This window comes from Microcystis sp. CS-574 (assembly GCF_028329095.1).
Taxonomy (GTDB): domain Bacteria; phylum Cyanobacteriota; class Cyanobacteriia; order Cyanobacteriales; family Microcystaceae; genus Microcystis; species Microcystis ichthyoblabe_A.
On record NZ_JAQMSY010000074.1, the window covers coordinates 1 to 12,570 of the forward strand.

Below are 12,570 nucleotides of genomic sequence, written 5' to 3' on the forward strand. Positions count from 1 at the left end.
CACCCCACACCCCACACCCTTTACTGATCACTGAAAATTCCCTCGCCTGTGTTTTGCCGATTTGGTGGGTACAATAGAGATATCGGGGACCGAAGCAATTCTCCCTACGATGATCCATAAACACTTACCCCCACTCTCTTTTTTTTGTTCTACTGCCCATGCTCCAAGATACCCAATCCATTCGTTACTATCAAAGACTAACCGATGACATGGTGGATCTTTGGCACCGTGGCTCGCGTTTTGATGAGATCCGGCTATACGTTGAAGGCTATTTAGCCTGTTTACGCGATTCTAGTTCCATAGAACCCTATCTGATTCATCGTCTCGAAGAAGAAATATTTCGTTTTCTGCGAGATCCTTCTAATTTTGAATATCTCTCCCCCCAAACCCAAACCCAAACTGAAGCAGATTATGGCTATTATTAACCCCATCTCGGGTTAAGGGAATTTGGCCATCAGTTCCGCAAAAAAAATCGGATTGACTCGCGAGAATCGCCCCGGGATTAGACCTCTTGCATAGAGAAGAATTCAGGAGTTAGGAGTCGGGAGACAGGGGATTTTTAGCAGATGTCTATTGAGCTTGACAGGAACGAGATTCGGTCATCTGTAGAACAATAGTATCGATCGCTTTCACCAGAGCCTGTCCGGAAACCCGTTGATTATTAACGATAATGCTAAATAACATCGGTTCTTGGTTGGGGTTTTCTAGATAACCCGATAGGGCCCGCACACCGGTAAGAGTGCCAGTTTTAGCGTAAACTGTGCCAGTAGCGGCCGTCTGACGCATTCGGTTTCTCAGGGTGCCACTAATTCCCGCTACCGGTAAGGAAGCATAGAAAGTATCGCGATTAGGAGAATAATACATCACCCGCAAAATTTCCACGATCGAGCGGGGAGTAGCATTATTACGGCGGGATAATCCCGAACCATCGGCTAGACGAAAACCACTGGGATCGATGCCCAATTGTGCCAAGATGGCAGTAACACTTTTAGAACCGCCGATAAAGCGAAAAAGAGTGTCAGCGTAGAAATTATTACTTCTCTGATTAGTGATATTCACCCAATCGCGCAGGGATTTTTTTTGAATTGTCGTTTCCGGGTTCATCGCTTGTAAAGCGGCAGCCGTGGTAAATAACTTTGTATTAGAAGCAGGGATAAAATAGCGATCGGCGTTATGACTATAAATAACCGTTTGGCGATCGATAGATTCGATTAATATACCCCACTGATTGGGAGCTTGACTGATAATTTTATCGATATTTGCCCCAATCAATTGAGTACAGGTATTATTATTGGTGTTATTGTTTTCTGGCGGGGGAACGTATAATTCGATGGATTCGTTCGATGAGGAAGGAGCGGGATAAACAGACAGATTAACTTGAGCGATGCCAGGGTAGGCCAAAGCGATAGTGGCTACACTGGCCACTGTCAGGGAATTAAGGCAATTGAGGAGTTGTTTCATGCTGTGTTTGTGTAAGCGTTCGCACTATTGTACCAGTTGCCGCTCAAGTGTCAACGTTATCTGTCTAACAGATTTTAGCGGCTAATGCACACCAATGCCAGAGAAGAAAGCTGGCAATAGCCCAGAACTGCACTGATACCGCTTCTCAAGACCGGTTGGAATTTTTCTGGGTTCCAAAACTGGGCTATTTTGATACCGTTGACATTACTGCTGACAATTTGGGGATAATAAAGGCAAAGTGTCGGAGAGATGATTCCAAAACAATGACGAATACCAGCCGTCAAACGGTGCTAGAGACGTTAAACTTACAAAAAACTTATCGGACGGGATTCTGGTTAAATAAGAAAATCGAATCCTTGAAAAACTGTACTTTAATTGTCCATGAGGGCGAAACCTTTGGATTATTAGGCCCGAACGGTGCCGGTAAAACCACGCTCTTAAAAACCCTTTTGGGGATTGTCCGACCCACTTCTGGACGGGCCTTGATTCTCGGTCAACCAATTGGCGATCGCTCGGTCAGGCAACGCATCGGCTATCTTCCTGAAAATGCCTACTACTACGACTATCTCACCGGCTGGGAATTCCTGCAATTAATCGCCAGCATTTTTAAGATTCCCTCTTCTGTGCAGAAAAAACGCATTCCTGAATTATTGGATTTAGTGGGATTAGACCGCAAAACTGCCCAGAAAAAGCAATTGCGTCAGTATTCTAAGGGAATGATGCAACGGATCGGTATAGCTCAAGCATTAATCAATGATCCTGAATTAGTCTTTCTCGATGAACCGATGTCGGGACTGGACCCTATCGGTCGCTATCAGGTGCGAGAAATTATTCAATCCCTCAAACAACAGGGGAAAACCATCTTTTTTAACTCTCATATTCTCTCCGATGTGGAACAAATTTGCGATCGCATTGCCCTGTTGGCCCGGGGAGAATTACTCTGTGTCGGTTCCCTCGACCAAATTCTCGGTCGTGCTGATGTCTATCAGGTGATTGTTCAAGGTGGTGGGGAGGAGCAACTACAGCAATGGCTCCTCGGTTTGCATTGGCGCGATAATTGTTGGCACGGACAACTACAGGGAGAACCCGATGCTTTTCTGGCTGCCCTGTCTAGTATGGATGTTCGCTTGATCAGTCTTAATTTAGCTCGTGCTTCCCTAGAAGAATTTTTTATCGACCAATTACGTCAGCGCGGTATTACCTCTAGTCAATAGGCACTCTCAGAGCAAATCCGTTTTTAATAGTAGCCAAGAAACAGCCTCTCAGATTTGGTCGGGATTAATGCCCAATTCCCGCAGTTTATTGGCTAATCTTTCCGCTCGTTGTTTTTCCTCGTTATAGCTGGTGAAAGCTTGTCCATCGGGATAAAAAAGCAACATTTCTGGTTCCCCCAACTGAAACCGAATACCTAAACGGGGACTAACCCAATTATCGAGAGTTTCCAGAATTTCTAGCTGATTTTCCCCTCTTATCCAACCACTGGCATCGTTTTTATGGGGATCATAAAGATAATACTCCTCGACCCCATAACGCTGATAAAATAGCTGTTTTTTGGCCATTTCCGTGAGGGTGTTACCCGGAGAGAGGATTTCAAAAACCACCTGGGGACTAACGTTATTTTCTAGCCATTGTCGATAGGAACCTCTTTCCCCTTTTGGTCTTCCAAAAACCACCATGATATCCGGCGCTTGACGCAGTTTATTATCATTTTCCACGGGATACCAAAGTAAATCCCCCGCAACAAAGACATCAGACTGCTCGCGAAATAGCCAGTCTAAATTAGTTTTAATTGTTGTGATCCAACGAAATTGCAAGGTATTATCGGCCATAGGTTGACTATCGCTATCGGGGTAGATAATTTCAGTGACGTTAGTTTTATCTAGTTGCGAAACCATAAGACTAAGTTAAAAGGGAAAAATATAATTCTATAATAGCGGGCATTTGTATTATATAGCAATTTGTCGGCTGGGTTAGCAATGCGTAACCAACCGCCAGGATCCTAGACAGTGCCAAATTGCTGTGTTAGAGTGATAAATACTAGGAATAATCAGTCAATCTTCCTATACTAGCCCCTATGCAAGCATCGGTAGTTACTCTTCAAGAAATTATTCAAGGCAATACACAATATATAATTCCACTATTTCAGCGCACTTATAGTTGGAAAAAGAAAGATTGGGAAGATTTATGGGATGACATAAGCTATTTGTACGGTCAAGAAAACCCTCGTCCCCATTTTATGGGTTCGATAGTTAAAACTCAAGTTTCGCCTAACTCCGGCGTGGTCAATAAATATCTGCTAATTGATGGACAGCAACGTTTAACGACTATTTTTCTGCTCTTTGCTGCTTTGCGAGACGTAGCGAAAGACCAACAAGAACAGGATTTAAGCGCAGAAATTGACAAAACATTTCTTGTTAATCCCTTTAAAAAAGGTTCTGATTACTTTAAAATTCAACCTACTCAGTTAGACCTAGAATATTTTCAGTCTGTAATCCGTGGCAAAATCATCGACAAAGAAAATACCATATCCCAGTGTTATTTCTTTTTTAAAAGAAAGATTAATGAACAATCATATTCGTTAGCTAAACTAACAGAAGTTATCTGTAATCACTTATCTTTGGTCAATATAACTCTTGGTAATGACGACGATCCCTACCTAGTATTTGAAAGTTTGAATGCCACGGGGCAGCCTTTAACTGAGGCCGATTTAATTCGTAATCATTTATTTATGAACGTTCGTCAAGAGGAGCAACAGACACTATATGATAGATACTGGCTGCCGATGCAGGAAAAATTAGGAGATAATTTAACAGAATTTATCCGTCACTATTTGTCAAAAAGTGGGGCAGAAATTAGAAATAACGAAATTTATTCTGCCTTTAAAAATAAACTAGCTGATAATAATCCCGCTCTCTATATAGAGGACTTATATACATTTTCCATGTATTATGCCAAACTAATCACTCCCAAGCTGGAAAATAATTCTAGTATTCGTAAATATCTCGATTCTTTCCAAGGTCTAGAGGTCTCTACTATCTATCCATTTCTTTTAAATTGTTATGATGACTGGGGAAATAGCAAATTATCTGAAAAGGACTTTATAGAGGTTTTAAAAACCCTTGAAAACTTTCTTGTCCGTCGTTTTGTTTGTGGTATTCAGACCCGCGGACTTAATAAAACTTTTGCTTTACTATATTCCCAAGTTCAGAAAGATGCTGCTTTAAACTCTGAACCTTTTATTAAAAGATTAAAAATCTCTCTTCAAAAGAAAGACTACCCAAAAGATAATGATTTTAAAGAAAAGTTAATCACCATCAAACTATACGGAGGAAATCGCAGCGAAAAAGCGAAAATTATTCTCGGTGCGATCGAAGAATCTTTTGGTCATCGAGAAACTGTAGATTTAAGTGATTCTCGCCTGACTATTGAACATATTATGCCGCAAAAATTAAATGATAAGTGGAGGGATTATTTAGGAACAGATGCAGATATTACCCATCAACTTCTTGTGCATACTTTAGGTAATTTAACCCTGACGGCTTATAATGGAGAACTGGCGGATAAAGATTTTTCTCACAAGAAAGAAGAACTCCATAAAAGCCATCTCGAAATCAATAAATACTTTGATAGTATTAACTCATGGCAAAAAGAAGATATCGAACAACGTGCTGAATATTTGGCCGACCGTGTTATAAAAATTTGGAGTTATTTTGGCGATGATTCGCTGCCAGTCAATGAAACTGCATCTGTCAAGGATACAAAACCCAAAAAACTAATTATTCGTGGTAAACAACAAACAGTTAAAACTTGGAAAGATGTACTAATTTGTACTCTGAATACTCTCTACGATCTAGACCCTGAAAAGTTTCAAGAGATTGTGCTAGAGTTTCCTCGCTTTTTATCGAAAGATGATACAAAATTTCGCCGACCTCAAAAACTTGAAAATAATGTTTTTATAGTAGAAACTAATTTCTCGGCCAAAGATATCTACTATTTTTGTGTAAAAGTAGTAGAAACTATGGGATTATCCTCAGAGGATTGGTCAGTCGAGAGAGAACCTAAATAATCACTCCACCATCTCTTGACAAATCGCATTAATTAATTATATATTACTATATCTCGCTCCATACTGATATTTTTCTGAAGCTAGAAGGGTATATTAAGAGAGATTCCGATCACCGCTTATTGAGATAAATCTATTATGCTGATTTACTTTATTCATGGAGTGGCCACAAGAGACGCTAGTTATGCCAATAAATTAATTAAACTAATTGAAGAAGAATGTAAACGCAAAAATCAGATTATTCCCTACTGTTATGCAGGATTTTGGGGAAATGTTCTCAAAGGAACCGAAAAATTATGGCGAGATATAGACCAAGAATTACAGACACAAAAACAGAAAAATAGTAATTTTAACCCCGAGCAATCCTTTCGCTATCAAAATTTTAGAAAAGAGTATTTATCTTATTTTATCGGTGACGCATTTAGCTATTTAGGCAGTGATCGAGGAAAACAAATTCGCCGCATTATTGCCGACCAATTAATCGATCTTGTTCAAGCTTATCCCCAGGAAACCGAATTACATATAGTCGCCCATTCTTTGGGTACTGTAATCCTTTGGGATCTGTTATTTTCTGAGCGTTTTGATCCTAAAGATCCCGCTCATGAAATTCGTGATCTTATCGGTAAAGAACGGGGCAAAGTTTCCCTATCTAGTGTAACAACAATGGGTTCACCGATCCCATTTTTAAATTTAACTCTAGGCATTGATACCAATCAAATTGAAAAATTTATTAGCCAGCATCAAGGCCAGCGTTTGCGCTGGAATAATCTGATCAATTCCTCCGATATTATTGCTTATCCAATTCGTCCTCTTTTTGATTCTATAAACGATGTATCCAAGATTTTGATAAGCGATTATTATCTAGAAGCGACCAGCAATATTTTTGATTCTGTAGAAATTGCTGCCGTTGTCTTAAATTCCCTTAATGCTCATACCTATTACCTAGCATCAGATAAAGTGGCTAAAAATATCGTAGAGACAATTTATTTTAATCAGCAGGATTATAATCATGGTAATAGTTACAGTCATAACACTTGTGTTGCTCTTGCCATAGAAAGAATAGCCAAAATATCTGGGGTGACTAAAGATGTGGTAAAAATGAAACCTTTAAAAGAAAAAATATTACTAGAAGGTAAATTCAAAGATGCCAGTGGTTATATTTATTTAAGCTCAGATTTATATCGTGTGCATCATGTTTATATACAGGACAATCATCAAAATATTGTATATGCTGTATATGTAGGCTGGATTCATGTAGAGGGATTAAAAAATTCTGTCACTGAAATCATCAGACAGCTATGTTATGTCAACGATGAAGCAAAGAATAGCTAATAGCTGCGCTATACTGCCATTATTGAGATTAAACCAGCATTTATGAATCAATCCCCCCGTATTCTAGCACTCGATTTTGATGGTGTTCTTTGTGATGGCATGATCGAGTATTTTCAGATTAGCAAACGCACCTATGAAACCCTTTGGCCGGAAATAATTCCCGAGGATTTTTTCCCGAGGTTTTCGCAACTTCGTCCCGTTATCGAAACCGGTTGGGAAATGCCTTTACTGTTGCGATCGCTCGTTCTCGATATTCCCGACGAGGAAGCTTTAAATAATTGGCCGTTAATTCGACAAAATCTGCTAGAAAGGGATAAAATAGCGAAAAAAGTTCTCTCAAATGCTCTCGATGGTCTTAGGGATCAATGGATTGAGTCGGATCTAGAGTCTTGGTTAGCCTTACATCAATTTTATCAACCTGCGATTGATCGCCTGGCCTCTCTTTTAGACTCGGATTTTTTGGTTTATATCATCACTACCAAAGAAAGCCGTTTTGTCAAGCAATTGTTACAAAAAGTAGCAATTAATTTTCCCGCAGCGAGATTAATTGGCAAGGAAATTAAACAGCCAAAATACCTGACTATTCAGCAAATACTGGCTAATTTACCCGAATCTCCCGCTAATTTGTGGTTTGTCGAGGATCGTCTCGATGCGTTGGAATTAGTGGAGCAACAAGCAGATTTAAAGGATGTGGGCTTATATTTAGCCGATTGGGGTTATAATACGTCATCGGTGCGGGATTCGATACGCGAAGCTCCCCGGATTCGGTTGTTATCTTTGGCACAATTCACCGGGGATTTTGCGGGATGGAACCCCCGGTAACAGAGTTGCGGGATTATGGTTTATTTAGCCTTTCCAGGCTGTTTTGGAGTATCTAACGATTTCGCCGCATTACGCACATTCATAATTTTACCCAATAGATCGAACCAGAAAGGCGCTCCCATACTCAGGGCGATCGCCGTGATCAGCCAACCGAAAAGAACTCGCAGCCATCCCCCTTGTTTATCGATAGTTTTTTGGATCTGTAGGGTAGGTTGTCCTCCCGGATTACTAAGAGTTTGGATGGTCACTATCTTTTGAAGTTTTTCGCGTTCGGTTTTCAGCAGGGTATAAAAATCCCTTAAACATTGATCAAGTTTTTTCGCTTTGTCTTTTAAACAGTTCTTGGTTGTATCAAGGCTATTGATAATGGGTTTCGGAGAACTGTCTGTGGGAACTGGAATAATGGAATCGATTTCTTGTCGTCGATCGCTTAAGCTAATCAAGCAAGGTTTTATTTTATGACTCAAATCTTGCTGCGTTGGACTGGTTATCTCTGTAGTAAAGCATTGTTCCTCTAACTGTTGGGCAACTTTCTGTAAATCTGAGGTGAGAGAAGATAGTTCCCAGCCGATAGGCAGAGGAGCGGTAACTTCCGTAAGCTTGTTCATCTCTTCTAGCTGTTCTGCGGGAGATAGTTTGGTGAAATCAGGATTTTTCTGAGTGATCGACTCAGTAATTGCTGCGACAATTTGAGGATTTCTCGCCAGAACATTCACCATGTGAATAGTATCGGCATTGGCAATGATAGCGATGAGTAAACCGACTAAAAAAGCGACTCCAGTAGCGTTTCTCGTATACACTCCCAAAGACCGCTGTTGCGATGCTTCAAATAATTTAGTGAGTTTCTCTTTATATTTCGGTAGTGTAGGATTATCTCCTTCTAATTTTACGGTTTTGGCAATCTCGATTAGCATGGAGATAGCGGGAGGATAGCAATTCAGTTTTGCTAGTTTTGTGATCAAATCATCCATCGTATCCCCTTCCGTTAACTGAATCTGTTGCCCTCGATCATCGGTTCCTAGATTTTCTTGGACAGTCGCGATTAGTGCTTCGGCGAATAAACTCGTGGGTTCTACATAACTAGGTCCCTGGGAAACTCGCAGATTCCGCCATTTTTTATCTGTGGAGAAGACTTTTTTATCTTTGGAGTAGTCTTTGCCATCGTAAAGCGCCCATCCCAGAAAGACTACCCCTAATACAAACATGATAATGGTGAGCCAAAGATTGTTTTTGCCTAGGGCAGAAAGTCCTCCAAATACTACACACAGTAATCCGACGATCCAGTATCCATAAACTCCCGTTGTACTCTGATTTAGAGACTTGAATAGTAGATTTTCATAAAGCTTTTGGGTCAGCGAAAGAGTGGGCTTTTCTTGGATCAGAAAAGCTGTTCTCCGCTCTAGTTGTTGAGTCCCTGTCAATTTTCCTATCTTGGAATTCTGGGGATCAATCGTTATATTCTTTTCTTCCGATCGAGATACTGGCTCTCCATTGCTGTCTTTAATCCACAGGAATCGATCGAAGAGTTGCCCATCTTCTACAGGAACTAACTCGTTATCCTTAGATAGATAAACAAATTGATCATTACCGCCACTTTTTAGGACATAAGCGGGATACCGTTTAACCGTTGCGGTTACTGTACTTGTGGCAACATCGAATACCCAAGAATCGGCAGCGGGGATCGGTTTATGTGTGTTTTTTTGCAGTAATACTACGGGTTTATTATTGACTATTTTTCGATATTGTTCCGAGATTTTAATTAGTTTGTCTCCGTCATAATCGGCGATATAAAAATTCTCTCTTTCGGTTAATGGAGAATTTTTTGCTAGGATTGCCGTGAAAACATCCCGTTTTTTGACTGGAATGGTCGGATCTCCTTTGAGATGTCCCGAACTTTCACCAGGTACCGCTTCTACATTATCGGAAGCGATCACTTTACTATCGTCTTCTCTCACCCAAACAAAAGGTTTTCCATTTTCTTCAAAGCGATGTGCGGAGACCGTGAATACTTGACTTTGATCGTTGGTGTAATAGGGTTGTCCATTTTGTAATGATTGACCGATAGCGATCGTGAAAACTTCTAATGGCTGAACGGGAATTATGACACTTCCATCATCTTCCTCCGTACTTTTGGTAATTTTTATCGCAGAGTTGATGATTTCTTTGGTGTTTTCTTCAACCCAAATATACGTGCCGTTCGCTTCTCTGAATATTTGATTTTTGTCAATAGGAATCAGTTGACCCTGAAATAATCCCAGTTGACTATCTTGCACTTTTAGAAGCTCACATTTGGTGAGTGTTTCCTCGATCTTACCCTCGGAATTGATAGTTTTAGAGCGGTCGATTAGAGTTGAGCCATCTAGCCAGACAAAAGCCTTTAGATTTTCCTGACGAATTTTATCATCAGGAACTGGGATTTTATCTTGGTTACTATCAATGTAAAAAAAGTTACCAGTAAGATTATCAGTGATCTTGTCAAGTTTTTGTTTATCGGTATCCCAATACCATTTTTCTTGCGCTTTTCCTAGTAATTGGTATATTAACTTTTCTTCCCCTAATAATTGGAAGATCGATTCTTTCAACCGTTTCGCTCTAAACTCTTGCCATCCTGCGAAGGCTTCTTGTAGTTGACTGCTGACGAGGGATAAGATTAGATAGATGAAGACTAAAGCAATAATGAGTTGAAGAATAGAGAAAAGAGACATTGTTCGTTTTCCTTGGGTAGTAATGAAAAACAACGCCCGCATCTATAGCGTTTCCTGTTCGCAAGAGGTACATTATCGATGCTGAAAAGCTTAATTAGCCAAGGTTTAAATGTGCCACCCAGGTGTGAGAACTGCTATAGTTATGCCGACAGCAAATACATCGATTCAGTTAGTCAGATCGACCGTGAACTATCCACCGACCTCATCCAAACTCTACTTTCGAAGATATCGATTTAAGCCTATCATTGATGTCAGTAAAATCCCTGTTCCTGTAGAGCTTTGTTAGGAATCTTTACAGATTTACCGTAATTCAGGCGATCGCTCTCGCTCTGGCCTCTTTTCCCCTCGATCAAACCGTCAACTTTCCCACGCGATTCTGCTATACTAAAAAGCGTAGTCGTTATGAGTTGCATTTACGGTTATGACTGTCGAGAATTTAGTCGTTATTGGTTCGGGACCGGCGGGATATACGGCGGCGATTTATGCGGCGCGTGCGAACTTAAAACCCTTGATGTTTGAGGGTTTCCAAGCGGGAGGTATTCCGGGGGGACAATTGATGACCACCACAGAAGTAGAAAATTTCCCCGGTTTTCCCGAAGGAATCACCGGTCCGAAGCTGATGGAAAGAATGAAGGAACAGGCCGAAAGATGGGGGACCCAATGCTATACCGAAGATGTTATCTCGGTGGATTTAAGTCAGCGTCCTTTTACCATTCGTTCCACAGACCGGGAAGTTAAGGCCAATAGTATTATTATCGCCACGGGAGCCACTGCCAAACGCTTAGGATTACCCAGCGAGGCCCAATTCTGGAGTAACGGCATTTCCGCTTGTGCTATCTGTGACGGTGCTACACCGATATTTAGAGAGGAAAACCTGGCCGTCATTGGTGGCGGTGACTCGGCAGCCGAAGAAGCCGTATATTTGACTAAATACGGCTCTCACGTCCATTTATTGATACGCGGGGAAGCGATGCGTGCCTCGAAAGCAATGCAGGACCGGGTGTTAAATAATCCGAAAGTTACCGTTCATTTTCACACCCAAGCACTGGATGTGTTCGGTACAGGCAGTAAAATGGCAGGACTACGCATTAAAAACTCGCAAACGGGAGAAATCAGCGAATTAGCCGTTAGAGGGTTATTTTATGCCATCGGTCACACTCCCAATACTTCCCTATTCCAAGGACAACTAGAATTAGACGAGGTGGGTTATGTGAAAGTCAAACCGGGGACTGTTGCTACCAGCGTCGAGGGGGTTTTTGCCGCCGGAGATGTGCAGGACCACGAATACCGTCAGGCAATCACTGCCGCAGGTACGGGGTGTATGGCGGCGTTATTGGCAGAAAGATGGTTATCGGAGCATAATTTAATCCAAGAATACCGTCAATCAGCCACTTCTGAACATTACGAGACGAAAACCGTTAGCGAAACGCCGGCCGATACGGAGGAAACTTTTGATATTCACAAAACCCGTCACGTTGGGGGTTATGCTTTGCGGAAATTATTCCACGACGGCGATCGCTTGTTAATGGTAAAATATGTTTCTCCCACCTGTGGCCCCTGTAAAACCCTGAAACCGATTTTAGATAAAGTGGTCGATGAGTACGATGGCAAAATTTATTTTGTGGAAATTGACATCGAAGCTGACCTGGAAATTGCCAAAATGGGTCAAGTAACTGGGACTCCCACGGTACAATTCTTTAAGGACAGGGAATTAGTCAAGGAAATGCGCGGAGTCAAACAAAAAAGCGATTTTCGTCAAGTAATTGAGAGTTATCAATAATCAGTTATCAATAAGTAGTCGTGCAAAATAAATTTCCTAGTGAAGAAAGGCAAAAGGCAAAAGGCAAGAGGCAAGAGGCAAGGAGGGGGTTAGATATGTGTAATTAATTTTGCTTAGGTACTTAATCAGTTATCAGGATTCAGGAGTCAGGAGTTAGGAGATAGGAGACGGGAGATTATTTTTATGGCTCTACCGAACCTGTCATGTAAAACTATCAATAACTCATGCTTGTAAAGTTTGTACACTAAGACTTTGAGTTTTTGTTAGATTGATATTTATCAACTTTAGAGCCTTGCTGTGCAGAGAAGGAGCTTGAGGAATTTTCTACAGTGTAAGTTCGGAAGAACCATTTTTATTTATTCTCCCCACACCACACCCCACACCCCACACCCCACACCCCACACCCC

The 12,570-nt window shown here is 41.1% G+C and carries 9 protein-coding genes; 6 read left to right on the forward strand and 3 right to left on the reverse strand.

The genetic code is table 11. The features are described from left to right. Window positions 1-158: 158 nt before the first annotated feature. Complete coding sequence (locus PN470_RS05155) at window positions 159-425, forward strand: DUF6761 family protein (protein WP_002739044.1); 267 nt, start codon at window positions 159-161, stop codon at window positions 423-425. Window positions 426-570: 145 nt separating this feature from the next. On the opposite strand, the gene dacB is transcribed toward PN470_RS05155, so the two are convergent. After that, window positions 571-1,461: a D-alanyl-D-alanine carboxypeptidase/D-alanyl-D-alanine endopeptidase gene (gene dacB / locus PN470_RS05160; RefSeq protein ID WP_036397194.1), complete on the reverse strand. Its 891-nt coding sequence runs from the start codon at window positions 1,459-1,461 to the stop codon at window positions 571-573. Window positions 1,462-1,724: 263 nt separating this feature from the next. On the opposite strand from dacB, the gene PN470_RS05165 reads away from it, so the two are divergent. Further along, entirely contained in the window at window positions 1,725-2,675 is a 951-nt protein-coding gene (locus PN470_RS05165; RefSeq protein WP_103111736.1) for an ABC transporter ATP-binding protein, read from the forward strand. 48 nt (window positions 2,676-2,723) lie between these two features. Here PN470_RS05165 and PN470_RS05170 read toward each other — a convergent pair whose 3' ends face one another. Then, window positions 2,724-3,356 (reverse strand): Uma2 family endonuclease, encoded by a 633-nt coding sequence (locus PN470_RS05170; protein ID WP_272103902.1) that lies wholly within the window; start codon window positions 3,354-3,356, stop codon window positions 2,724-2,726. Window positions 3,357-3,535: 179 nt separating this feature from the next. Between PN470_RS05170 and PN470_RS05175 the strand changes: the two genes are divergently transcribed. From PN470_RS05175 to PN470_RS05185, 3 genes are all read left to right on the forward strand, one after another. Further along, window positions 3,536-5,527 carry a DUF262 domain-containing protein gene (locus PN470_RS05175; protein ID WP_272103904.1) on the forward strand — a complete coding sequence of 664 codons (1,992 nt, stop codon included), beginning with the start codon at window positions 3,536-3,538 and terminating at the stop codon, window positions 5,525-5,527. Window positions 5,528-5,662: 135 nt separating this feature from the next. Continuing rightward, the gene (locus PN470_RS05180; protein WP_002738991.1) at window positions 5,663-6,856 is read left to right on the forward strand and encodes a hypothetical protein; all 1,194 of its coding nucleotides are present in this window, start codon (window positions 5,663-5,665) and stop codon (window positions 6,854-6,856) included. Window positions 6,857-6,898: 42 nt separating this feature from the next. Then, entirely contained in the window at window positions 6,899-7,678 is a 780-nt protein-coding gene (locus PN470_RS05185; protein WP_103111739.1) for an HAD family hydrolase, read from the forward strand. Between the two features lie 20 nt (window positions 7,679-7,698). Here PN470_RS05185 and PN470_RS05190 read toward each other — a convergent pair whose 3' ends face one another. Further along, entirely contained in the window at window positions 7,699-10,383 is a 2,685-nt protein-coding gene (locus tag PN470_RS05190) for a hypothetical protein (RefSeq protein WP_272103908.1), read from the reverse strand. A gap of 421 nt (window positions 10,384-10,804) precedes the next feature. Here PN470_RS05190 and trxB point away from each other — a divergent pair, with 421 nt between their 5' ends. Then, complete coding sequence (trxB, locus tag PN470_RS05195) at window positions 10,805-12,163, forward strand: thioredoxin-disulfide reductase (protein WP_272103910.1); 1,359 nt, start codon at window positions 10,805-10,807, stop codon at window positions 12,161-12,163. Window positions 12,164-12,570: the final 407 nt, after the last annotated feature.